This window comes from Faecalibacterium tardum (assembly GCF_040096515.1).
GTDB classification, from domain to species: Bacteria; Bacillota; Clostridia; order Oscillospirales; family Ruminococcaceae; genus Faecalibacterium; species Faecalibacterium tardum.
Window position 1 is genome coordinate 141,666 of sequence record NZ_JBBMEO010000001.1, and the last position, 24,063, is coordinate 165,728.

Annotated in this window: 23 protein-coding genes and 1 pseudogene; 17 read left to right on the forward strand and 7 right to left on the reverse strand. The window is 57.5% G+C overall.

Annotated elements, in window-relative coordinates:
* Positions 1-2: 2 nt before the first annotated feature.
* Both purB and WMO44_RS00695 read left to right on the forward strand, forming a co-directional pair.
* Positions 3-1,448 carry an adenylosuccinate lyase gene (gene purB, locus WMO44_RS00690; protein ID WP_055185348.1) on the forward strand — a complete coding sequence of 482 codons (1,446 nt, stop codon included), beginning with the start codon at positions 3-5 and terminating at the stop codon, positions 1,446-1,448.
* A 120-nt stretch (positions 1,449-1,568) separates the two neighbouring features.
* A complete protein-coding gene (locus tag WMO44_RS00695) occupies positions 1,569-2,270 on the forward strand; it encodes a pseudouridine synthase (RefSeq protein WP_349151430.1) in 702 nt (233 codons plus the stop codon).
* A gap of 35 nt (positions 2,271-2,305) precedes the next feature.
* On the opposite strand, the gene WMO44_RS00700 is transcribed toward WMO44_RS00695, so the two are convergent.
* Positions 2,306-2,485 (reverse strand): hypothetical protein, encoded by a 180-nt coding sequence (locus tag WMO44_RS00700; RefSeq protein ID WP_349151431.1) that lies wholly within the window; start codon positions 2,483-2,485, stop codon positions 2,306-2,308.
* Between the two features lie 49 nt (positions 2,486-2,534).
* On the opposite strand from WMO44_RS00700, the gene WMO44_RS00705 reads away from it, so the two are divergent.
* From WMO44_RS00705 to rsmA, 6 genes are all read left to right on the forward strand, one after another.
* The gene (locus WMO44_RS00705; protein ID WP_055185345.1) at positions 2,535-3,620 is read left to right on the forward strand and encodes a PucR family transcriptional regulator; all 1,086 of its coding nucleotides are present in this window, start codon (positions 2,535-2,537) and stop codon (positions 3,618-3,620) included.
* Positions 3,621-3,761: 141 nt separating this feature from the next.
* Positions 3,762-4,526, forward strand: a complete 765-nt coding sequence (ftsE, locus tag WMO44_RS00710) for a cell division ATP-binding protein FtsE (RefSeq protein WP_055185343.1) — start codon at positions 3,762-3,764, stop codon at positions 4,524-4,526.
* Positions 4,523-5,431, forward strand: coding sequence for a cell division protein FtsX (locus WMO44_RS00715; RefSeq protein WP_349151432.1), 909 nt, complete (start codon positions 4,523-4,525; stop codon positions 5,429-5,431). Before ftsE ends, WMO44_RS00715 begins: the two co-directional genes overlap by 4 nt.
* 19 nt (positions 5,432-5,450) lie before the next feature.
* Positions 5,451-6,815 (forward strand): murein hydrolase activator EnvC family protein, encoded by a 1,365-nt coding sequence (locus WMO44_RS00720; RefSeq protein ID WP_349151433.1) that lies wholly within the window; start codon positions 5,451-5,453, stop codon positions 6,813-6,815.
* A 152-nt stretch (positions 6,816-6,967) separates the two neighbouring features.
* Positions 6,968-8,332 (forward strand): S41 family peptidase, encoded by a 1,365-nt coding sequence (locus WMO44_RS00725; RefSeq protein WP_349151434.1) that lies wholly within the window; start codon positions 6,968-6,970, stop codon positions 8,330-8,332.
* Positions 8,333-8,412: 80 nt separating this feature from the next.
* Positions 8,413-9,264: a 16S rRNA (adenine(1518)-N(6)/adenine(1519)-N(6))-dimethyltransferase RsmA gene (rsmA, locus tag WMO44_RS00730; protein ID WP_055185336.1), complete on the forward strand. Its 852-nt coding sequence runs from the start codon at positions 8,413-8,415 to the stop codon at positions 9,262-9,264.
* A gap of 213 nt (positions 9,265-9,477) precedes the next feature.
* Here the strand turns inward: rsmA and WMO44_RS00735 are convergent.
* Positions 9,478-9,573: pseudogene (locus WMO44_RS00735) on the reverse strand (helix-turn-helix domain-containing protein); the annotation flags it as partial.
* Positions 9,574-10,287: 714 nt separating this feature from the next.
* Between WMO44_RS00735 and WMO44_RS00740 the strand changes: the two are divergent.
* Entirely contained in the window at positions 10,288-11,313 is a 1,026-nt protein-coding gene (locus WMO44_RS00740) for a cysteine peptidase family C39 domain-containing protein (RefSeq protein WP_349151435.1), read from the forward strand.
* Positions 11,314-11,428: 115 nt separating this feature from the next.
* On the opposite strand, the gene spoIID is transcribed toward WMO44_RS00740, so the two are convergent.
* Positions 11,429-12,445 carry a stage II sporulation protein D gene (gene spoIID, locus WMO44_RS00745; protein ID WP_349151436.1) on the reverse strand — a complete coding sequence of 339 codons (1,017 nt, stop codon included), beginning with the start codon at positions 12,443-12,445 and terminating at the stop codon, positions 11,429-11,431.
* A gap of 232 nt (positions 12,446-12,677) precedes the next feature.
* On the opposite strand from spoIID, the gene WMO44_RS00750 reads away from it, so the two are divergent.
* The 8 genes from WMO44_RS00750 to WMO44_RS00785 all read left to right on the forward strand — a co-directional run bounded on the left by WMO44_RS00750 (position 12,678) and on the right by WMO44_RS00785 (position 22,343).
* Positions 12,678-14,048, forward strand: coding sequence for a citrate synthase (locus WMO44_RS00750; protein WP_005922275.1), 1,371 nt, complete (start codon positions 12,678-12,680; stop codon positions 14,046-14,048).
* The gene (locus WMO44_RS00755; RefSeq protein ID WP_349151437.1) at positions 14,048-14,833 is read left to right on the forward strand and encodes a hypothetical protein; all 786 of its coding nucleotides are present in this window, start codon (positions 14,048-14,050) and stop codon (positions 14,831-14,833) included. The genes WMO44_RS00750 and WMO44_RS00755 overlap by 1 nt, the downstream gene beginning before the upstream one ends.
* A 198-nt stretch (positions 14,834-15,031) precedes the next feature.
* Positions 15,032-16,063 carry a type I glyceraldehyde-3-phosphate dehydrogenase gene (gene gap, locus WMO44_RS00760; RefSeq protein WP_117930128.1) on the forward strand — a complete coding sequence of 344 codons (1,032 nt, stop codon included), beginning with the start codon at positions 15,032-15,034 and terminating at the stop codon, positions 16,061-16,063.
* Between the two features lie 345 nt (positions 16,064-16,408).
* A complete protein-coding gene (glmM, locus tag WMO44_RS00765) occupies positions 16,409-17,794 on the forward strand; it encodes a phosphoglucosamine mutase (RefSeq protein WP_349151438.1) in 1,386 nt (461 codons plus the stop codon).
* A 443-nt stretch (positions 17,795-18,237) separates the two neighbouring features.
* Positions 18,238-20,235, forward strand: coding sequence for a methionine--tRNA ligase (metG, locus tag WMO44_RS00770; protein WP_015538213.1), 1,998 nt, complete (start codon positions 18,238-18,240; stop codon positions 20,233-20,235).
* 12 nt (positions 20,236-20,247) lie between these two features.
* A complete protein-coding gene (locus WMO44_RS00775; RefSeq protein WP_349151439.1) occupies positions 20,248-21,207 on the forward strand; it encodes a DMT family transporter in 960 nt (319 codons plus the stop codon).
* Positions 21,204-22,019, forward strand: coding sequence for a TatD family hydrolase (locus tag WMO44_RS00780; RefSeq protein ID WP_349151440.1), 816 nt, complete (start codon positions 21,204-21,206; stop codon positions 22,017-22,019). Before WMO44_RS00775 ends, WMO44_RS00780 begins: the two co-directional genes overlap by 4 nt.
* 90 nt (positions 22,020-22,109) lie before the next feature.
* Entirely contained in the window at positions 22,110-22,343 is a 234-nt protein-coding gene (locus WMO44_RS00785; RefSeq protein ID WP_005922262.1) for a hypothetical protein, read from the forward strand.
* A gap of 111 nt (positions 22,344-22,454) precedes the next feature.
* On the opposite strand, the gene WMO44_RS00790 is transcribed toward WMO44_RS00785, so the two are convergent.
* From WMO44_RS00790 to WMO44_RS00805, 4 genes are all read right to left on the reverse strand, one after another.
* Positions 22,455-22,757 (reverse strand): Dabb family protein, encoded by a 303-nt coding sequence (locus WMO44_RS00790; protein WP_117554078.1) that lies wholly within the window; start codon positions 22,755-22,757, stop codon positions 22,455-22,457.
* Positions 22,758-22,833: 76 nt separating this feature from the next.
* Positions 22,834-23,055 carry a DUF6199 family natural product biosynthesis protein gene (locus WMO44_RS00795; RefSeq protein WP_249249956.1) on the reverse strand — a complete coding sequence of 74 codons (222 nt, stop codon included), beginning with the start codon at positions 23,053-23,055 and terminating at the stop codon, positions 22,834-22,836.
* A 9-nt stretch (positions 23,056-23,064) separates the two neighbouring features.
* Positions 23,065-23,376, reverse strand: a complete 312-nt coding sequence (locus WMO44_RS00800; RefSeq protein WP_349151441.1) for a hypothetical protein — start codon at positions 23,374-23,376, stop codon at positions 23,065-23,067.
* Between the two features lie 17 nt (positions 23,377-23,393).
* Entirely contained in the window at positions 23,394-23,711 is a 318-nt protein-coding gene (locus tag WMO44_RS00805) for a hypothetical protein (protein ID WP_112090509.1), read from the reverse strand.
* Between the last annotated feature and the right edge of the window lie 352 nt (positions 23,712-24,063).

Here is a 24,063-nt window from a genome sequence, read left to right on the forward strand (position 1 = left end):
CAATGTCACAGCATGATCGCTATATCAGCCCTTTTTCCACCCGCTACGCTTCCGATGAGATGCAGTACATTTTCTCGGACGACAACAAGTTCCGCACTTGGCGGCGGCTGTGGGTGGCACTGGCTCGTGCCGAAATGAATCAGGGCCTGACCAACATCACCCCGGACATGGTAGCCGAGCTGGAAGCTCATGTGGACGATATCAACTACGAAGTGGCCATCGAGCGGGAAAAGCTGGTGCGCCACGACGTCATGAGCCACGTCTACGCTTACGGCCAGCAGTGCCCCAAGGCAGCAGGCATCATCCATCTGGGTGCCACCAGCTGCTATGTGGGCGATAACACCGATATCATCGTGATGCGGCAGGGCCTTGAGCTGGTGCGCAAAAAGCTGGTGGGTGTGCTGGCAAAGCTGGCACACTTTGCCAAGGAGTACAAGGATATGCCCTGCATGGCCTACACCCACTGCCAGCCCGCACAGCCCACCACCGTGGGCAAGCGCGCTACCCTGTGGGCAAACGAGCTGGTGATGGATCTGGCTGAGATCGACCATCGTCTGGCTACCCTGCAGCTGCGCGGTGTCAAGGGCACCACCGGTACGCAGGCTTCCTTTATGGAACTGTTCAAGGGCGATGCCGACAAGATCCGCGCTGTGGATGCTTCCATTGCAAAGGAGATGGGCTTTGACCCCAAGGCCGTTGTGCCGGTGTCTGGTCAGACTTACAGCCGCAAGGTGGATGCTTTTATCCTGAACGCACTGGCCGGTATTGGACAGAGCTGCATGAAGTTTGCCACCGACCTGCGCCTGCTGGCAAACTTCAAGGAGATGGAGGAGCCCTTTGAGAAGAACCAGATCGGTTCCTCTGCGATGCCCTATAAGCGCAACCCCATGCGCTGCGAGCGCATCTGCGCCCTTGCCCGTTACCTGATGGTGGATGTGCTGAACCCCAGCTTTACCACCGGCACCCAGTGGTTTGAGCGCACGCTGGACGACAGCGCCAACAAGCGCGTGGCTATGGCCGAGGGCTTCCTTGCCACTGACGCCATCCTGAACATTATGCTCAACGTTACCGATGGTCTGGTGGTGTACCCCAAGGTGGTGCGTAGCCGCCTGATGGCGGAGCTGCCCTTCATGGCAAGCGAGAACATCATGATGCAGGCTGTGGAAAAGGGCGGCAACCGTCAGGAGTTGCACGAGCGCCTGCGCCAGCACGCCATCGCCGCCGGCAAGCAGGTCAAGGAAGAGGGTCTGCCCAACGATATGGTGGACCGCATTGCCGCAGACCCGGCCTTTGGCCTGACCCGCGAGGAGATCGTGGCAGGGCTTGTGCCGGAGAACTTTGTGGGCCGTGCACCCCAGCAGGTGGAGGAGTTCATCGCCAACGTCCTGCAGCCCATCTTCGATGCTGACCCCGAGGATGTGGAACAGCACGCCTCCCTGAGCGTCTGATAACAAGATCAATTGCAAAAAAGGAGAAGCCCACGGGCTTCTCCTTTTTTGCGTTTGTGCCTTGCACGATTTTGTTTGTCATGTTACACTGAGGGCATCATCAACAAAGGAGAACCGCTTATGCGTTTGGATAAATATCTGGCCGAGACTGCCCAGTGCACCCGCAGCGAGGCCAAAACCATGCTGGCAAAGGGGCGCGTGCAGGTAAACGGCGCGGTGTGCAAAAAAGGGGACACCCAGCTGAAATGTACCGACACCGTGGCTGTGGACGGTGCGCCGCTGCGCTATCAGAAGTTCGTTTACCTTATGCTCAATAAGCCCGAGGGGGTGGTGAGCGCCTCTACCGATAAGCGGGACACCACCGTGGTGGATCTGGTAGGGGATGCCTACCCCCGGCGGGAGCTATTCCCGGCCGGGCGGCTGGATAAGACCAGCACCGGCTTTGTGCTGCTGACCGATGACGGCGGCTTTGCCCACGATATCCTGTCCCCCCGGCACCATGTTTCCAAGACCTACACTGTGACCATCGACACCCCGCTCACGCAGGAGATGTGCACCGGCTTTGCGGCGGGGGTCACGCTGGCGGACGGCACCGCTCTTTCGCCCGCCGAGGTGACCGCCCTTTCCCCGGACGGATGCACCGTGCGGGTAGTGCTGCGGCAGGGGGTGTACCATCAGATCAAACGGATGTTCGGCGTGTACGGTGCAGGGGTGAATGCTTTGCACCGGGAGGCCATTGGCGGCCTTGCACTGGATGCACAGCTTGCGCCGGGGCAGTGGCGGGAGCTTTCCGACGAAGAAGTGGCAAAAATTGCCAGATAAAATGCTGTGCTTTTCACGCGGTTTTCAAAAATGTATCACATTTTTTCGGTAAAATAACGGTAAGAACCACGCAAAAAGGCACTTTTTTGGCAAAAAATGGCCCCGGAAGATAATTTCAACAAGAAAGAATTATTTTTTTTGTTGAAATCTGTTGCAAAAGTAAATTCTTTTGTGTAAAATATAGATTGTAATGCGGCTAAATTGTTTAAAATCACAACCCATGCCGCCGCGGCTTGCACAAACGAGGAAAAGGGGTATCCATTTATGGCCAATAGAGTATTTCAAAGCGTGATCTACCAGATGAAGGACGCGATCAATCGGGTGGTCGGCGTTGTGGATGAGACCGGCGCTGTCATTTCCTGCTCGGAGCTGAACCTGATCGGCGAGGTGCGCGAGGGCTATATGGCCGAGCGCCTGAACGCAGGCGACCGCTTTGTGCGCGACGGCTATACTTACCAGCAGTTCTCCAATGCCAAGCATAACGATTATGCCGTGTTCGTGGAGGGTGCCGACGAGACTGCAGGGCAGTTTGCCGGTGTGCTGGCCATCAGCCTGCAGAGTATCAAGCAGTACCACGATGAAAAGTTCGATAAGTCCAACTTTATCAAGAACGTGGTGCTGGACAACATCCTGCCCGGCGATATCTACGCCAAGGCACGGGAGTTGCACTTTGCCACCGATGTCTCCCGCGTGGTGTTCATTGTGCGGGTGATCAGCGGCGGCGATATCTCTGCCTACGATGTGGTCAGCAGCCTGTTCCCCGATAAGCAGAAGGACTTTGTGTTCAATATCAGCGAGACCGACACTGTGCTGGTCAAGGAGATCCGCAAGGGCATCGACCGCACCGATATGGAAAAGCTGGCTGCCAGCATCGTGGATACCCTCTCCGGCGAGCACTACATCAAGGCCGTGGTTGGCATTGGTACCCCCATTGCTAACGTGAAGGATCTGGCTACCTCCTTTAAGGAAGCCCAGATCGCCATGGAAGTGAGCAAGGTGTTCGATACCGAAAAGCAGATCATCCGCTACGATAATCTGGGCATTGCTCGTCTGATCTACCAGCTGCCCACTACCGTGTGTGAGATGTTCCTGCGCGAGGTGTTCAAGCAGGGCAGCATTGAAAGCCTGGATCAGGAGACCCTGTTCACCATCCAGCGCTTCTTCGAGAACAACCTGAATGTGTCCGAGACCAGCCGCGGCCTGTTTGTGCACCGCAATACGCTGGTGTATCGTCTGGAAAAGATCAAAAAGCTGACCGGTCTGGATTTGCGTGAGTTCGACGACGCTATCGTCTTTAAGGTAGCGCTGATGGTAAAGAAGTACCTGTCCAACAACCCGGCCAAATACTGATATTCCGCTGTGCGGGTTTTGCCCCGCCGGCGCCGAACCGGCCGCTCGAAACCGATGCTGGCCGGTTCTTTTTGCAGTGTTAGCTGCGGACGGACTGTCTTGACCGTCAAAAATCTTGATGTCAGGAGCTAATACGATTCCATGATCGATTTTGAACACGTTTCCAAAGAATATAAAAAGGGTGGCCGCCTTGCACTGGAGGATATCAACTTCCATGTGGACGAAGGCGAGTTCGTCTTTCTGCTGGGTCACTCCGGCGCGGGCAAATCCACCCTGCTCAAGCTGATCCTGCGGGAGACTCTGCCTACCTCCGGTAAGGTGACCGTGCTGGGCAAGGACGTAGCCAAGCTGCGCCGCCACAAGATCCCTTATCTGCGCCGTCAGATGGGCATCATCTTTCAGGATTTCCGGCTGATCCCCAGCATGACCGTGTACGAGAACGTGGCCTTTGCCATGCACGTCCTCAATGTGCCCCGCAAGGAGATCCGTCCCCGCGTGGAGTACATTCTGGAGCTGGTGCATCTGGAGGATAAGGCCAAGTGCTACCCGGATACCCTTTCCGGCGGCGAGCAGCAGCGTGTGGCTGTGGCGCGTGCGCTGGTGCATAACCCCAAGCTGGTCATCGCGGACGAGCCCACCGGCAACATCGACCCGGAACTGAGCTTGGAAATGATGCAGCTGCTGGAGCGGGTGAGTAAAATGGGCATTACGGTGCTGGTGGTCACCCACGAGCACGAGCTGGTGCACCGTTTCCATCAGCGTGTGGTCACCCTGAGCCATGGGCGCATCGTCTCGGATGTGCCCGCAGACCCTGTGGCTGCCGCCGAGGACGATCTTTCGCTGGATGTTGCCGCCTTTGATGCGGACGATGCGTCCGCTGCCAAAAAGGAGGTGGCTGCCGTATGATGCGACCCTCTACTTTCTTTTTCCTTACCCGGCGCGGTGTGCGCAACTTGGGCAAGCACTGGGCTATGACCATTGCCTGCATCGCTTCTTTGAGTGTTTGTATGACCCTGAACATCTTTGCCAGTCTGGCCGAGGTGAATGTGGGCAGCATGGTGGCCTATCTGGGCAGCCAGAACGAGACGGTGGTTTATCTGGACCCCGAATGTGATGATGCCACCGCTGCGCAGGTAGGCGAGACCCTTTCGGCTATGCCGGGGGTCAGCGGGGTGCAGTACGTTTCCAAGCAGGACGTGCTCGACACCTACCGCGGTTATATGCAGGATTATTCCTCCCTGTGGGATGAATTTGAGACCGACAACCCCTTTAAGGCCAACTACCGGGTCACCCTGAGCGACCTGACCCAGATGGAGCGCATGAGCGTGAAGATGCAGGCCATCCCGGGCGTTGTCAGCGTTACTGCCCCGGTGGAGATGACCAATATCTTTGTGGAGATCCAGAAAGCCGTCACCAAGGGCGGCCGCATGATCGTGCTGGTGCTGATGGTGGTCAGCATCATCACGGTGGGCAGCACCATCCGTCTGAGCGTTTTTGCCCGCCGCCGCGAGATCGAGATCATGAAGTATGTGGGTGCCACCAACCGCATGGTCACCCTGCCTTTCTTTGTGGAGGGCCTGACCATGGGGCTGATCTCCGGTATCCTGACCGCAGCGGTCAGCCTTGGCTGTTACACCTATGTGGTCAACGCTGCCGGTGGTCTGGGCGGCATCTGGCAGATGCTTATGGGCCGCGCACTGGTGCCGGTGGCAAACGTGCTGCCGACCATCGTGGTAACAAGCCTGCTCAGCGGCGCCATCGTAGGCGGCGTGGGCAGTATGTTCTCTATCCGCAAACATCTGAATGTGTGACCGAAAGGAGCCGCGTTTTATGAGTAAAGCAATGCACGCAAAGCCCTTCCGGCTCACAGGCCCTTATACCGCCCGGCACGCCCGGCCGGAAAGCCCCCGCAGCAAGCTGATCCGTGTGGTCAGCCTTGGGCTGGCCTGTGTCTGCCTGCTGCTGACAGCCACAGTGTACCCGGCCTCGGCAGCTACCAATAGCACCAGCATGGCCAGCTTGCAGACCAAGCTGGACAAGCTTTCCCAGTCTATCAATCAGCACAAAAAAGAGCTGTCGGACGCAAAAAAGAAGGAATCTGCCGCAAAGGCGCTGGAAAGTGAGCTGAAAGAGCGGGTCACCGTCCTACAGGATCAGATCAGTGTGCTCGGCGGCCAGATCGCTGCGGTGCAGAACAGCATTGGCGAGAAGGAACAGCAGATCGGTGTGATGCAGACCCAGATCACGGACAAGCAGACCCAGATCGAGCAAAAGCAAAACGAGATCGACGGTCAGTGGGATGATTTCAAAAAGCACATGGCTGCCATGCAGGAGCTGCGGGACGGCGGCAGTGTGGCCATGCTCAGCGCGGTGAACGACCTGTACGAGCTGCTTACCTTCAACGAGGTGATGCAGGATATCTCCATCAAGGACACCGAGATCATGAACAACATGAAGTCCGCCAAGCAGGAGCTGGAGGACGATAAGGCCGCACTGGAAGAGCAGAAGGCTGGCCTGGAAGCCGAAAAGGCAGAGCTGCAAAGCCAGAAGAGTGAGCTGGACAGCCAGAACGCCCAGATGAAGGGCAAGCAGAGCGAGCTGAACAACAGCATCTCTGCGGCAAAACTTTCCGCTGCCGAGGCACAGGCGGCGCAGCAGAAGGCACAGGCAGCCATTGAATCCGACGAGTTAAACTACGAGGCCGTGAAAAAGGAGATCCAGAAGATGATCGCCGCAGCCTCTGCCAGCAAGCCGCAGCTGAGCTTTAACGGTTTTGCCTGCCCGCTGAAGAGTTACAGCCGCATCTCCAGCGAGTACGGCTGGCGCAAGAACCCTGTCTCTGGCGTGAACAAGCTCCATGCCGGTACCGACTTTGCGGCGGCCGGCGGCACGCCTATCTACGCAGCCGCCAGCGGCTATGTGCAGGTAGCAGGCTGGTCTACCGGCGGCTATGGCAACTACGTTATCATCTACCACGGCAAAATGTCCGATGGCAATACCTATACCACCCTGTACGCGCACATGCGCTCGGTGGCTACCAGTGCAGGCAAGTATGTGAAGCAGGGCGAACTGATCGGTTATGTAGGCACCACCGGCAATTCCACTGGCAACCACCTGCATCTGGAGGTGTGGAAGGGCGGCTCCAAGGCCAACGCCGTGAACCCCCGCAGCTGCATCCCCATCCCCCACAACTAACAAGCAAGGCAAGGAGTCTGGTTGATCTATGAACGAACAAAAACGCAAGCGCGTGCTGCGCATCGGCTGTCTGGTTCTGGCAGGGGTGTTTGTACTCTCGCTGCTGGGCAGCATCCTTATGATGCTGCTGCTCTGACCGGAGGAAACAAACCATGAACCGTAAAATTTCTTTGGGTATGGCGGTCACTATCGTGATCCTTGCCATGACCGTGACCTTTTCCATCACGATGCTCATCGCCATGCGTCTGTTCGACAGCACGGTCAACAGCGTAAAAGAAAAGGAAAGTATGTACAACAAGATCGCTGAGGTGGACCGCTACGTCCGCAGCAACGATTACTACACCATTGACGAAGCCACCCTGTACGACCGTCTGACTGCCGGTTATCTGCTGGGCACGGGCGACAAGTACGCCCGCTACTACACCGCCAACGCCTACACCGAGCTGATGAACATCCAGAGCGGCAAGATTTTGGGTATCGGCGTGGAGCTTGGCATCGACCAGACCGGTTACGCCAAGGTGACCCGTGTTTACGATGGCTCTCCCGCACAGGAAGCAGGCATCGCCGTGGGCGACTACATTACCACCGTAGGCGATACCGATGTCAAGAGCCTGTCCAGCGCAGATGCCGTGTACAAAGCCTTGCAGGGCGAGGCCGGTACCACCGTTACCGTGACATGGCTGGACAGCACTGCCGCCAGTAAAACGGCTGAGCTGACCCATTCCGGCTACACCAGCACCACCGTGGACTACCAGCTGCTGGACAATGTGGGCTACATCCGCATCCGCCAGTTCGACGGCACCACCCCCAGCGAGTTGGACTTTGCCCTGCGCACCCTGACCGCAAACGGCGCGGCCAGTCTGGTGTTTGACCTGCGGGACAATGGCGGCGGCATTCTGGAAGATGCCATCAACTGCATCGACCTGATCGCTCCGGAGGGCACGGTGGCCTACGCCGAGGATAAAAACGGCAACCGCACCGTCATCGGCAGCAGCGATGCCGAAAGTGCCGTCAGCCTGCCGATGGTCTGTCTGGTCAACGGCAACACCGCCAGCGCAGCCGAGCTGTTCGCAGCCACCCTGCGTACCATGAACGGTGCCCGTCTGGTGGGTACCACCACCATGGGCAAAGGCACTATTCAAAGCAGCCCGCAGCGCCTGTCGGACGGCAGTGCCGTGGTCATCACGGTGGCAAAGCTGGTCTGCGGCGATGGTAGCTGCTTTGACGGCACCGGCCTGACGGTGGACGTAGAGCGCGCTTTGAGCACAGAGGAAGCGACGAACTTCTACGACTACACCCCCCAGACCGACCCGCAGGTACAGCGCGCTGTCAGCGCTGCCCAGCAACTGAGCGGCACCACTACGCTGGCGGGCGCAAGCTCTGCCGCTGCAGCGGACAGTGCTGCTTCCTCTGCCGCAGCAGACGATACCGCCCCCGCAGAAGCTGCGGAGGGAGAGCCTGCCGAGGGTGAGACTGCTGCGTCTGAGCCGGAAACAGCTGCAAACGCAGCGGAGTGAACCCCGCAATCCTGAACCATAAACACCAAAAAGGCTGCTGCGTTCTGCAACAGCCTTTTTCTGAGAAAGGAATTGACCCTATGCCGGAACTGACCGACCTTTCTGTGATCCGTGCCCTGTGCGAAAAATACGATTTTGCACTTTCTAAGGGCTTTGGGCAGAACTTTATCATCAACCCGGGCATCCCCACCAAGATTGTGGATGCCAGCGGGGTAGACAAGCGCTACGGTGTCATCGAGATCGGCCCCGGCATCGGTGTGCTGACCAAGGAACTGGCTAAGCGCGCCGCTAAAGTGGTGTCCATCGAGGTGGACGAGCGTCTGCCGCCCCTGCTGGCCGAGACCATGGCTGGTGTGGACAACTTTAAGCTGGTGCTGCAGGATGTGCTGAAGGTGGATCTGAAAGCCCTCATCGCCGAGGAGTTCCCGGGGATGCCGGTGGCAGTGTGCGCAAACCTGCCCTACTACATCACCAGCCCCATCGTGATGAAGCTGCTGGGCGACCGCCTGCCCATCGAGAGCCTGACCGTCATGGTGCAGAAGGAAGCCGCCGACCGTCTGGCCGCCGTGCCCGGCACCCGCGCTTCCAGCGCCATCAGCTGCGCGGTGAACTACTACGCCACCTCCAAGCTGATGTTCACCGCCGCGCCGGGCAGCTTTTACCCCGCCCCCAAGGTGACCAGCGCCGTGGTGCGCATGGACATCCGTCCCACCCCCGCCGTGCAGGTGGAGGACGAGGCAGGCTACTTTGCACTGGTGCGCGCCGCCTTCGGGCAGCGCCGCAAGACTGCTGCCAATGCCATTGCAGGCGGGCTGAACCTGCCCAAGGAGAAGGTCATTGCTGCCATCGAGTCCGCAGGCTTTGATGCCCGCATCCGCCCGGAAGCTCTGACGCTGGAGGACTTTGCAAAGATCCAGCAGGCACTGAGCTGAACAAAAAGCAGTATAGTCGGTGGGCAGTGGCTCACTGAAAAAAGATTGCAAAAACCCGGAACCTTTTCGTGGCCGCAAAGGCTCAAATGGTTCCGGGTTTCTGCGTTTAATGGTTATGCAGCAGCTTTTGCCTTACTCAGAAGGGGAAGATTGCAAATTGATATCTGTTCAACTAAACGTTGAGACTCCCTTCAACGTTTAGTATGTTCCAAATAAATGCGGGTCATCTTCGCCGGGGCGATACCGTTCAATGATTTCATGCCGGACAGTATCGACAAGGGCGTTGAGGTTTTGAATCCTCCATGGCGCGGTCAGCGTTGTTCATGGAGGTGCAGTTTTTAATGGTGTTGTAGCTGGGCCACAGTGCCTTGTTGTCCGTGGACAGGCCGGAGAGCTGCAGGCCGGTGTTGCCGTTGTTGTAGAAGTTCATCTTCCGTCTACGCCGCCGGACACGAGGTTGTCCATGCAGGCGTGCACAATGTTGTATTCAAGTTAACGTGGATTTCACGGTTTTACAAGAAAGACTTGGCAAAATAAAACAACTTTTGCGTTTGATATAAACTTTTTAAGGCGTTATTGGGCAGAATTCCGGTAAACAAAGACAAAATAGGGGGAATGACCGTTCTAAACTTATATACTAGAATATGAATTTGGAGAAATTGGAGTCCTTCACTGCCCAAACTGCGGCAGACAACGACGGACTGACTGCGGCATTGCCAAGAAGGGCATTATTTTGTGAAATGCCGGGACGGATGTGCAGGCGTACCGGACTTTTTTGCCCTCGCGCGCCGGGCAAAAAAGAAATTTCTTTTCATAGTTCTGCGGTGGGTAGGACGAAACTTTGTCAAATGTGTGAAATATCGCAGAAAAAATTGTGAAAAACAACCAACGGATATCCCCTAAACGTGTTGATATTGAGAAAAAAGACGAAGGATTGTTTACAAAAGAATTACAGGCTGGTATACTTTGTAACGGTAGATCCCTATGAGATCCGCAAAGAAACAAGAAAGGAAATACCGAACCGTGAATACCACCGCACCGCACGCCTTGAAAAAACGATTGCTGACCCTGATACTGAGCTTTGCTTTCCTGCTTACCTGTCTGCCCGCTGCATTGGCAGTGGACCTGAACGTGGACGCAGGCTTCTACTTCAAGCAGAGCCGGGGCGGCACCTGTACGCTGGCTTCCGCAGCCATGATGCTGCGCCGCCGTGCTTACTTTGACGGGCTGAGCGACTGGACGAACGTGACCGAGAACAGTGTGCGTTCCACAGCATGGGCCAACGGCCTTGCACACAGCTTTACATATAAGGAAATGCAGGTGGGCTACGCCACCCTGCCCTCCAGTCTGCAAAGCAAAACGGCGGTGTTGATCTCCCTGCTGGAGCAGCACCCGGAGGGCATCGTCCTCTACGACCGCACCCAGCCCCATGCGGTGCTGCTGACCGACTACACCAACGGTATTTTCTATTGCTCCGACCCGGCGGGGAACATCGGCTACGGCCGCATCCCCATTACCAGCTCCAGTGTGTCCATTGCAAGAGCATCCTGCTACTGGTACGTCACCGCAGATCACAACAGTGTGGCTGCACAGGCTGATGGGCTGCGGTTGGAGGGCGTGCGCTACCCGGTGAATATCCGCACCGGCAGCGGCATGGCGTTGACCGGTACGGCCAACAGCGCCAGCGGCACCACTCTGACCAGCGTGCAGGTGGCTGTTCTGGACGCGGCAGACCAGACCGTGCAGAGCGCTGAGGCGCAGGTGAACACCGCTGCCTTCTCGCTGAACACGCTGGACAGCCAGATCCGCTTTGGCGAACTGCCGGAGGGCAGCTACACCTACATGGTGCTGATGACCGACTCTACGGGTGAGAGCCTGTGCTTTGCCTCAGACTTCACGGTGTCCGGCAGCGCAAGCAGCACCCAGACCTACTGGTCGGTCAAGGATGCTGGGGGCACTAAGTTGCAGCAGACGGTCCAGCAGATGGAGACCACGGTAGAGACCGCCGCCGAGACCACCGTAAGCTGGTTTGCACAGCTGTTCGGCTGATAAAAGAATATAAATTTGGAGCCGCTGCACAAGGCAATGTGCAGCGGCTCCATTTGCGTAATTGCGTAATTTAGGACTTTATTTAAAATGAATTTTCCGCTTTGTTCTGCCGCTATTACCCCCGCAGCTCTGTGCCGGGGTAGTAGTGCGCCAGAATGGCGCGGTAGTCTGCGCCCTGCTCTGCCAGTGCCTTTGCACCCCACTGGCTCATGCCTACGCCGTGGCCGTAGCCCCTTGTGGTAAAGGAAAAGGTTCCGCTCTGGCAGACCACCGTAAAGCAGGCGCTGCGCAGCCCCAGTGCCTTGCGCAGGGCGGTACCCTGCACCGTCTGCCCGCAGACCGGCAGGCTGTCCACATAGCCGGAGGAGGTGAGCACCGGCGTACCGAACCACTGCGCCTGTTGCGAAAGATCGGCGGCGATGCCCAGCCGCTCGGCCAGCAGCTGCTGTAATTGGGCAGCGGAAAGGTTCAGGGTGTATTCGTAGTTTTCTACGGCGGTGTCAGTGCTGCTGTCCACCGGTACCAGATAGGGCAGGGCGGTGCCCCAGACGTTCTCGCTGGCCTCGGTGCGGCCATTGGACATGGCAAAGTAGCTTGTTCCGGCGGGGGCATCCCCGTAATACAGCACCTGCGCCTGTACGGCATCCACCAGCGCGGAAAGCCGGGCGTAGTTGGCGGCGTAGGCGGTGCCCCAGTAGCTGTGCAGCACCGCATCGGTCAGGCAGCCCTGCCGCCGGGCGGGGTCTGCGGTGAACCATGCGCCATTTTCCCCGGTGCTGTGGTCCCGGCGGTAAAGGGCGTAACTGTGCGCGGCCACTGCCTGTGCTTTCAGCGCCTCGTCCGGCCAGCTGACTGGCATCTCGGCGGCAACGGCTCCAATCAGGTACTCTCGCAGCGGCAGTGTTACCGTCTGCCCGGTACTCTGATCCATAAAGCAGACGGTAGCGGTCATGTCAGCAGGGGAGGGAGCTTCTTGCTCGCTGCTTTCCTCCGAGGCGGCAGAGGCCGCTTCGGCTGCGGACGGAGCGGTACTCTGCGCAAGAGCCATGCAGGCAAGACGGTAGGCAGCACACGGCAGGGCGCAGCCCAGCACCAGCAGAACGGCGCACAGCAGCAAAAAGGAACGTTTCATACTAGACCTCCTCCCGGGACGCAAGCTTCAGAAGCATCATACGCCAGGCGGAGTGCAAACCGGCGGGAAATGCGCAGAGAAAAACCTGCATTTTTGCGCTTTACGGTGAGAAGTACGCACTTAGCGCTTGAATTTACTGCACAAAAGCGATATTATAAAAGTATGTCCATCAGAGCGTAGGATGGACGGGATCGGAAAGTATAAGAAATAAGAGACGGAAAGGAGCACTCCTATGAACTTTGCACACGCAGAAGTGGCAACGCTGGACCCGACGACCATGCGTACCCTGTGCGAGGAGTACATCGCAAACAACTACATCGACCCGGAGACCAGCGAGCGGCTGGGGGTCAAGCGCGGCCTGCGCAACCCGGATGGAACCGGTGTGCTGGCCGGCCTGACCAACGTCTGTGACGTTGTAGGCTACAAAAAAGATCAGGAGGGTCATGTGATCCCCACCCCCGGCAAGCTGATCTACCGGGGCGTCAACATCAACGAGATCGTGGACGAGGCTTACCGCAACGACCGCTTCGTGTTTGAGGAAGTGATCTGGCTGCTGTTGTTCGGCAGCCTGCCCACCCGGGAGCAGCTGGACGATTTCTGCGAGATCCTGGCAGAGTCCCGCGCCCTGCCGGACGGCTTCATGGACACCATGAACGCCCCCTCGCCCAATATCATGAACAAGTTGCAGCGCTGTGTGCTGGGCCTGTACTCCTACGACGACCGCGCCGAGGATCTGAGCCTTGAGAACATCCTGAACCAGAGCATCAACCTGATCGCCAGTATGCCCACCATGATGGTGAACGCTTACCAGATGAAGCGCCGCTACTACGATAAACAGAGTATGTTCTTCCACCTGCCCAAGCCCGGTCAGAGCACGGCAGAGCACATCCTCAGCACCTACCGCCCGGATCAGAAGTTCACCCACGAGGAGGCAAAGCTGCTGGATATGTGCCTGCTGGTGCACGCAGATCACGGCGGCGGCAACTGTTCTACCTTTACCACTCGTGTGCTGTCCTCCTCCGGTACGGACACCTACTCGGCCATCTCTGCGGCCATCGGTGCCCTGAAGGGCCCCAAGCACGGCGGTGCGAACCTGATGGTCAACCGCCAGCTGCAGGATATCCTCAAGCACGTCGAGAACCCGGAGGATGACGATGAGGTGCGCGAGTATCTGCGCCGCATCCTGCGCAAGCAGGCGGGCGACGGCTCCGGCCTGATCTACGGCATGGGTCATGCGGTGTACACCATCAGCGACCCCCGTGAGGTCATCCTAAAGCAGCGCGCAAAGCATCTGGCCTACGAAAAGGGATTTGAGGAAGAGTACAATATGCTGTGCAGCATCGAGCGGCTGGCACCCGGCATCTTTGCCGAGGAAAAGGGCAGCTCCAAGCCGGTGTGCGCCAATGTGGATCTGTTCAGCGGCCTGATCTACAATATGCTGGGCATCTCGGAGGATCTGTACACCCCGCTGTTCGCCATCGCTCGTGTGCCGGGCTGGTGTGCACACCGGGTAGAAGAGGTGATCTTTGCCAACCGGATTATCCGCCCGGCCTACAAGTATCTGGGCGTGCGCCAGAAATATAAGCCCATCGAGGAGCGTTAATGGAACCGTTAGAGTTAGTTATTGTCCTGCTCTGCGTACTGCTTGGCCTTGGCCGCGGCGCAGACCTTGCCTTTGCTACGGACGCTGCCACCGGTCTGTGTACCGCAGGTGCGGTGTGGTGGCGGTATCTTGCCTTGGGCGCTGTGGTACTGACCGCAGTGCTGGTCGGACGCAGCCGTCCGCTGCCTGAGGAGCCGCTGCGCAGCCGCCGCCCGGCGGCAGGCGTGCTGGCGTTTGCGGGGGCAGTGTGTATGCTGGCTGCTGGTGCAGCACAGTTTGTGTTCGCTGCCGGTACAGTAAGCACCTTTGTACGCATTCTGCTGGAGGTGGTCTGTGCCGTGTGGCTGAGCAACCTCGGGCGCAGCTGGCTGCGCCGGGACGGCTGGAAAACGCCCGCCGGAGGTCTGCCGGTGGCCATAGCGGGCAGTGCACTGTTCTACTGGAATGTGCTGATGCGCTTTATGGAGAACAGCTCCAGCTGGCACAGGGTACAGCCTACGGCAGCGGTCTGGCAGGAAATGGCGGCGCTGCTGCTTCTGGCGGCGCTGGCGCGCACGCTGTACCTGCCCCGGCCGGAAAACGGCCGCACCCTGCACGCAGCGGCGCTTGCAGCCTTCTGCCTGTGCCTGTGCTGGGAACTGCCCCGGGTGCTTCTGCTGTTGGCAGCGGGCTTTGGCGGCGGCATGGCGGCGGTGTTGCCGGAGCTGCTTTCCGGTCTCGCGCTGTGCTGCATCGGCGGCATGGGACTTGCCTGTACTGGACAGGGAAAAACTGGAAACGACTGACAAAAATGGCTGTGCGCCCTTGGTGTAATTGAACAAAAGCTTTGTGGCAGGGTGCATAAAATCATACAAAAGCAAAAAAAGATAAAATTGTGTTGTTAATTTTTTAGCAGACACTTGAAAGTTTGCCGGTTTTGGTCTACAATAAAGATACCGTGATTTATCCGATTATGGGTAAAATAATTAGGAGGTACTATTACAATGGCTGTTAGAGTTGCTATCAATGGTTTCGGTCGTATTGGCCGTCTGGCTTTCCGTCAGATGTTTGATGCTGAGGGTTACGAGGTCGTCGCAATCAACGACCTGACCAGCCCCAAGATGCTGGCTCACCTGCTGAAGTACGATACTGCTCAGGGCTCTTTCTGCGGCAAGATCGGCGAGGGTAAGCACACTGTCGAGTCCACCGAGGATTCCATCATCGTCGATGGCAAGGAGATCAAGATCTACGCTGTTAAGGACGCAAAGGATGCTCCTTGGGGCGAGCTGAACGTTGATGTCGTTCTGGAGTGCACCGGCTTCTACACCAGCAAGGAAAAGAGCATGGCTCACATTCAGGCTGGCGCAAAGAAGGTCGTTATCTCTGCTCCCGCAGGCAACGATCTGAAGACCATCGTCTACTCCGTCAACGAGAAGACCCTGACCGCTGAGGATCAGGTCATCTCCGCTGCTTCCTGCACCACCAACTGCCTGGCTCCCATGGCCAACACCCTGAACAAGACCTTCCCCATCGTTTCCGGTATCATGACCACCGTTCATGCTTACACCGGCGACCAGATGATTCTGGATGGTCCTCAGCGCAAGGGCGACCTGCGCCGTGCTCGTGCTGGCGCACAGAACATCGTCCCCAACACCACCGGTGCTGCTAAGGCTATCGGCCTGGTTATCCCTGAGCTGAACGGCAAGCTGATCGGCTCTGCTCAGCGTGTGCCTGTTCCCACCGGCTCCACCACCATTCTGGTTGCTGTCGTCAAGGGCAAGGACGTCACCAAGGAAGCTATCAACGCTGCTATGAAGGCTGCTGCTTCTGAGTCCTTCGGCTACAACGAGGATCAGATCGTTTCTTCCGATGTTATCGGCATGCGTTACGGCTCTCTGTTCGACGCTACCCAGACCATGGTCGCTAAGATCGATGACGACACCTATCAGGTTCAGGTCGTGTCTTGGTACGACAACGAGAACTCCTACACCTCTCAGATGGTCCGTACCATTAAGTACTTCGCTGAGAACTGCTAATGACGTTCTAACGCTCAAGAGCGATTGAGGCGCCATGCTGAGTAACGGCTGATACCAGCCTTTCTGGTACGAATATGCTGTGATCGGCGCGACAACAAGATATTAAGTTCAACACCCTTCCTTTTGCGGGATTCCGTGAGAGGAAGGGCGTTTTTTATCTGCTTGCAGGGAGAAAATCCAAAGAAAGGATGATTTGCTCTGAGAATTGTGCTATACTGAACTTACAGCGTCCCGGAGCCGATGTACCATGCAGACGATATTGCTTCTCTTTGCAGGGAGCATCAGGCAACAGGGAAAAGCATATACACTATAAAAAGTTCACTTTTGGGAACGAGGTAAGCAAGAATGGGAAAGTATTTTGGAACCGATGGCTTCCGTGGGGAAGCGGGCATTGATTTGACCGCTGACCATGCCTACAAGGTTGGCCGTTTTCTGGGCTGGTATTATAACGCTCTGCGCGAGCGCAACGGCAACAATGAGCCCGCCCGTATCGTTATCGGCAAGGACACCCGCCGCAGCTCCTATATGTTCGAGTACAGTCTGGTCGCAGGCCTGACTGCTTCCGGCGCAGACGCCTACCTGCTGCACGTCACTACCACGCCGTCTGTGGCCTACATCGCCCGTGTGGATGACTTTGATTGCGGCATTATGATCTCTGCCAGCCACAATCCGTTCTATGATAACGGCATCAAGCTCATCGACTGCTACGGTGAGAAGATGCCCGAGGAGACCCTGCTGTTGGTCGAGGACTACCTTGACGGCAAACTCCATGTGTTTGACAAGGACTGGCCGGAGCTGCCCTTTGCACACCGAGAGCACATCGGCTGCACCGTGGACTATGTGGCAGGCCGCAACCGCTACATGGGTTATCTGATCTCTCTGGGCATCTATTCCTTCAAGGGCATTAAGGTCGGTCTGGACTGCGCCAATGGCTCTAGCTGGAATATCGCTAAGTCTGTGTTTGATGCTCTCGGCGCAGATACCTACGTCATCAACAACAAGCCGAATGGCCTGAACATTAACAACAACGCTGGCTCTACTCATATCGAGGGCCTGCAGAAGTTCGTAGTGGAGAACGGTCTGGACGTTGGCTTTGCCTTTGATGGCGATGCTGACCGCTGCCTGTGCGTGGACGAGAAGGGCAACGTCATTACCGGCGACCACATCTTGTACATCTACGGCTGCTACATGAAGGAGCACGGCGAGCTGATGAACAACACCGTGGTCACCACGGTCATGTCCAACTTTGGCCTGTACAAGGCCTTTGACGAGCAGGGCATCGGCTACGCAAAGACCGCCGTGGGCGACAAGTACGTCTACGAATACATGGCTAAGAACAGCTGCCGGATTGGCGGCGAGCAGAGCGGCCACATCATCTTCAGCAAGTACGCCAGCACTGGTGACGGCATCCTGACCAGTCTGAAGATGATGGAAGTTATGCTGGCGAAGAAGATGCCCATGAGCAAGCTGGCCGAGCCGCTGAAGATCTACCCGCAGGTTCTGGAGAACGTCCGCGTCACCGATAAAAAGGCCGCGCAGAACGACCCGGCGGTGCAGGAGGCAGTCAAGGCTGTGGCTGAAGCGCTGGGCGATACCGGCCGCATTCTGGTGCGCGAGTCTGGCACGGAACCGGTCGTTCGTGTTATGGTGGAAGCTCCCGACCACGATACCTGCCAGAAGTACGTTTCTCAGGTCGTGGAGGTCATCAAGGGCAAGGGCTACGCCGTCTGAGACGGAGCACTGCGGCAGATGTTGCCCGTGCACCAAAATGCGGGCGGCAGATACGCTGTGTGGCGTGATTCTGCATCTTTTTGTTGACAAACCCGCACTTTTTGCGTATGATAAAGGTAACACTGAAAATTGTGTCAAATTGGCTGTGAAGAGAAGAGTACGCACCGTCTGCGCCTGACAGAAAGCCCGAAGGATGGAACCGGGCAGGCCGCGCGGTGCCGAAGATGGTCTTGGAGCCGCGCAGGTGAACAATGAGCCTGCGACGGGGTGCGCCCGTTACCGCGCAAAGGCCGGTTTTTGCCGGCTAAAGGCTGCGTCTGCAAGGGCGCGGCGAAGCAAGGTGGTACCACGAAGGTTCAGCGCTCTCGTCCTTGTCCGGTTATACCCGGCAGGGCGGGAGCGCTTTTTGCTTGCAGAACCAAAAGAAAGGAAGATAGAACCCCATGAGCGAACACAAGACATTTTATATCACCACCCCCATCTACTACCCCAGCGATAAGCTGCACATCGGCCACAGCTACACCACCGTGGCCTGCGATGCGCTGGCCCGCTTTAAGCGGATGCAGGGCTACGACGTCATGTTCCTGACCGGTACCGATGAGCACGGCCAGAAGATCCAGGATAAGGCCGCCGATGCAGGCGTCACCCCCAAGGAGTATGTGGACAAGATCGTGGCCACTGTCAAGGATCTGTGGAAGCTGCTGGACGTCAGCTACGACCGCTTTATCCGCACCACCGACGACTACCACATGGAAAGCTGCCAGAAGATTTTCACCAAGCTGTACGAGCAGGGCGATATCTACAAGGGCGAGTACATCGGCCACTACTGCAAGCCCTGCGAGAGCTTCTGGACCGACAGCCAGCTGGTGGACGGCAAGTGCCCGGACTGCGGCCGCGAAGTCTACGATGCCCACGAGGAGGCCTACTTCTTCAAGACCAGCAAGTACGCCGACCGCCTGCTGAAGCTCTACGAGGAGAATCCCCAGTTCATCCAGCCTGAGAGCCGCAAGAACGAGATGATCGCCTTCATCAAGCAGGGCCTGCAGGACACCTGCGTATCCCGTACCTCGGTCAAGTGGGGAATCCCCGTGCCCTTCGACCCCAAGCACACCATGTACGTCTGGGTCGATGCTCTGAGCAACTATATCTCCGCACTGGGCTACGGCAACGAGACTTATCACGATTACGATAAGTTCTGGCCGGCAGACCTGCACATGGTAGGCAAGGAGATCCTGCGCTTCCACACCATCCTGTGGCCTGCTATGCTGATGGCACTGGATCTGCCGCTGCCCAAGCGGGTGTTCGGCCACGGCTGGCTGCTGATGAACGGCGGCAAGATGTCCAAGTCTGTGGGCAACGTGGTGGACCCCGTTATCCTGTGCGACCGCTACGGCGTGGACGCCATCCGCTACTTCCTGCTGCGCGAGATCCCCTTTGGCAACGATGGTATGTTCACCAACGAAGCGCTGATCAACCGCATCAACAGCGATCTGGCGAACGATCTGGGCAACCTGCTCAGCCGCACCGTGGCCATGTGCGAAAAGTACTTCGGCGGCACTGTGCATAACGTGGCCGGTACCGAGGCCATCGACACCGAGCTGGAGACCATGGTCAACGAGCTGACCGCCAAGGTCACTGCCGATATGGATGACCTGACCATCCCGCAGGCACTGATGGAGATCTTTGCGGTCATCCAGCGCGCCAACAAGTATATCGACGAGACCGCACCCTGGGCACTGGCAAAGGACGAAGCCAATAAGCAGCGTCTGGAGAGCGTGCTGTACCACCTGTGCGAGGCACTGCGCGTGTGCGGCATCCTGCTGAACGCTTACCTGCCCACCACCGCTCCCAAGATGATGGAGCAGCTGGGTCTGGACGCTTCCGCACTGGATCTAACCAAGACCACCTACGGCGCACAGCAGACCTATACCGTGCATAAGGGCGAGGCACTGTTCCCCCGCATTGACGTGGCTAAGGAGATCGCCCACCTGAAAGAAGAGGACGAGAAGCGCAAGGCCGCTGCCGCTGCTGCCAACAAGGCCAAGGAGGAAGCCGAGAAGAAGGCTGCCGCCCCCGCAGAGGAGAGCACCGTGGACTTCACCCATGAGGAAGAGATCGACTTTGACACCTTCTGCAAGGTGGAGCTGCGCGTGGCCGAGGTGCGCGCCTGCGAGAACCTGAAGGAGAGCAAGAAGCTGCTGCACCTCACCGTCTTTGACGGAGAGCGGGAGCGCTGCATCCTGTCCGGCATTGCCAAGTGGTTCAAGCCGGAGGATCTCATTGGCAAAAAGCTGGGCATCGTGTGCAATCTGGCACCCCGTCCCATGCTCAAGGGCAAGTACGTCAGCGAGGGCATGATCTTCGCTGCCGACACCGCCGACGGCGGCTGCTCCATTGCTTTCTACGGTGACGATACCCCCGTGGGCAGCCGTATCCACTAAGTGAGGAGCATCATGTCTGATAATACAGCCGTCCGTGCGGCAAAGCTGGATAAGATCTTTGGCACACCGGTGTGCGCCGTGCTGCTGGCCATTTTCTGTAATGTCCTGTGGGGTTCGGCCTTTCCGTTCATCAAGCTGGGCTACCGCCTGTTCTCCATCGACTCCGGCAACACCGCCTCTATCTTCTGTTTTGCAGGGGTGCGGTTCATGCTGGGCAGCGTGCTGGTGCTGCTGGGCAGCATTCTGCTGCAGGGAAAGGCACCCCGCCTGCCCCGGGGCAGGGTGGCAGCCGAGTGCTGCGCACTGGGTCTGTGGCAGACCACGGCACAGTATGCGTTCTACTATATCGCCGTGGCCATGCTCACCGGCGCGTTTGGCGGCATCCTGAACAGCACCCAGAGCTTTCTGGGCGTCATCTTTGCCCACTTTATCTACGGCAATGCGGACCGCATGACCCCGGCAAAAACGCTGGGCTGTGCGGTGGGCTTTGCGGGCGTACTCATCGGTACCCTTGGCAACCACGGCGGCGGCAGCGGCTGGGGCGTGTTCTGCATGATGGCGGCGACCGTCATCTTCACGCTGTCCGGCCCGTGGAACAAGTCGGTCACCAAAAAGGCCGACAGCTTTGCTGTCTGCTTCCTGAACCTGTTTGTGGGCGGGCTGGCACTGTTTGTGCTGGGCACTGTCATGGGCGGCCGTCTCCATGTGCAAAGCGCACTGGCTGCGGTGGTCATGCTGTATCTGGCCTTCATCTGCGGCGCAGGCTATATCTTGTGGGCGCTGCTGATGAAGAACAACCCGGTCAGCCGCATCGCCATCTTTGGCTTCGTCAACCCGGTGGTCAATGTGCTGCTGAGCGCCGTGCTCAACGGCGAGCCGCTGTTCCGCTGGCAGTATCTGGCGGCGCTGGTGTTCGTGTGCGTGGGCATCTGGCTGGTGAACAAAGCCCCCGCCAAAAAGGAGAAGGTATGACCGAACCTATTTTTGACACCCACGCCCATTACAGTGCCCGCGCTTTTGACGCCGACCGCTTTGCTCTGCTGGACAGCCTGCCCGGCAAGGGTGTGGTAGGCGTGTGCGAGCAGGCCACCCACTCCGGGGATGCGCCCCGGGTGCTGGAGCTGGCGCACCGCTACCCATGGGTGGTGGCAGCTATTGGCATCCACCCGGAAAGCCTGCTGCCCGCCGCCGACTGCGGCGAGGACGGCCCCGCACCCACGGTGTCGGTGTACGGCGGCGACTGGGCCGCCGAGATGCAGGCGCTGATGCCCTACTACGACGACCCCAAGGTGGTGGCGGTAGGGGAGTGCGGGCTGGACTACCACTGGCCGGTGCCCAAGGATGCCCAGCTGGCACTGTTTGAAGCCGAGATCCGGCTGGCGCTGGAACTGGACAAGCCCATCATCGTGCATGACCGGCAGGCGCACGCAGATGTCTACGCCCTGCTCAAAAAGTATCGCCCCAAGGGCATCGTGCACTGCTATTCCGGCAGCGCCGAGGATGCCGTGCAGCTGGCGGCACAGGGGTTGTACATTGGCTTTGGCGGTGCCTGTACCTTCAACGGTGCCAAGCGCGCAGCCAAGGCCATCGAAGCCCTGCCGCTGGACGCTATCGTGCTGGAGACCGACTGCCCCTACATGGCACCGGAGCCGGTGCGCGGCACCCGCTGCGACAGCTCCCTCATCCGCTATGTGGGTGCATACATCGCCCAGCGCAAGGCGCTTGCCCCGGAAGAAGTATTCCGCACCACCGCCGCAAACGCCCGCCGGGTGTTCGGGCTGTAACCGTTTTTTCGCAGGTCGCGGGGCAAAGTGCTCCGCTTCTGAATAAAAAGCTGATTTATTGAAAACGATAAGAATAAGGAGATCACTATTATGAAGGCACGTATTCCCAAACACCGCGAGTTCATCATCAACTTCCCCGACAGCATCGACCAGAACAAGGCCAACGAGGGCTGGGCAAAGCTGCAGCAGATCGTGGAGGACTACAAGAAGGCACACAACGGCGCTTCCGTTTACGCTCCCACCTTCATCGAGGACTGCGAGCCCGAGGTCAAGAAGCTGCAGGAAGAGTACGGCTTCGAGTACACCGTGGAGTTCGTTCAGTAAGTTCAGCATCGCCTGATAGTAAAAGGGTCATTGCACAAACCGTGCAATGACCCTTTTTGCGTAAGTTCATTCCATAAAATGGCATCCCGGAGTGTCCGCAGATGTGCCGTATTATACCTCGTAGTCCAGACAGACGCGGTTTTTGTAGTAGGGACGCACCTTGCTGTTTGCCACTGCCACATGCGCCGGGTGGGTGGAGTAGCCCTTGAGCGCCTCGGCGCTCTCAAAAGTGGTATCCAGCATCAGGTCGGCGTTGGAGGAGGGGAGAGCATCAATATTGACGTGGATGTCCACAAGCCCCGGAATCTTGCCGGAAAGGCTTTCCAGCCCCTCTTTGATGCCAGCCTTGACGGCGGATTTTTCCTCGGCGGACAGCTCGTCCTTCAGCTGCCAGAGAATAACATGCTTGACCATAACAAAAAACCTCCTGCGTTTTTTCTCATTGTAACAGGGCGAGAAAGAATCCGCAAGAGGGAAGCTGCAAAGTATATTATTTGGGCGCGAACAGCAGCACCACCAAAAGCACAGCACAGAGCACCGAAACTACGATGCCCTCCAACCGGGTCAGCCGGATGTACTCCTCCGTAGGTTCGGGCACCTGCGTATAACGCCTGCGGGAACGCAGGGCAATGGCATCCTCCGGCTGCAACGCCATAAAAATACCGAACCCGATGCCGAAAAGCGCGACCAAGATCGATAAGATGACTTCCATGGAAACCCCTCACTTTTTGTTTTTGTCGTCCCTGCTCAGGGTATAGCACAAATGTGAGATCAGCAGAGCAACACTGAACACAAGCGCCGCCACCATCAAAATGGAGTGCAGCGGCTCGACTCTGGGCAGAAAAATGTTGACCAGCCAGAATGCACCGCAAAGGATCAACAGAATGCCGTAAAATTTGTGGAAGTGCTTCTTTTCGTCCTCACTGCTCCAACCGGTGCCGGTGCCATTGTACAAGTCCCGAATGCCGCGGAATAAAAACAATACGCCCAGTGCTGCGTTCAGCCAGTCTGAAGTGGAAAGATTCAGGTTCATAGCTACCTCCCGGCGGCTCAATCCGCGCTGTGCTCCCAGATTTCATACAGGATCAGGTAGATCACATCAACGATGACTGTAATGGTGCGTACCCCGTTGCTCAGGGTGGGGAAGTTGCCCAGAAACTGCGAAGAAGCAAGAACCATTGCGTTGAAGATCTCCCACACGCCGTTTTTCTTCTGCCACATGGCGCGGTATTCCGGGTCGCGGTCATATTGATTAAAAAAGGTGTGGATCAGCGGGTCTTTGCCCTGCAGGTCGCGAATGCCCATCCACAGCGCCACAAGGCAGAACAAGAGTTCAATAATGTTGTACCAGCCAAACGCCAGCTGCATAAAATGCACCTCCCATCTTTTACCATATTATAACATAGGGGGGCAAAAACACAAGGACGGCATTCAACCTTCCTGCGTAAATTTTGCATAAATTGTGCATCAACTATTTGTTGAAACAACATAAAATAAAACCAGCCGGACGAGGCGGTTGCAAGCCCTCGTCCGGCTGGATACTTACTTCTTCGGAGTCATAAGCCTCTTCTCCTTGGTGACCTCATTTTCGGAATACGGGTTTCATAGGGTGACTCTCCTTAGAAACGTTTCTTCAGAATTTAGGTGTTTTGCAAGGGGATGAAAATCAACTGTACATTGGACTGACCCTTTTCTCAACTGTTGGACTGCGGCAAATGGT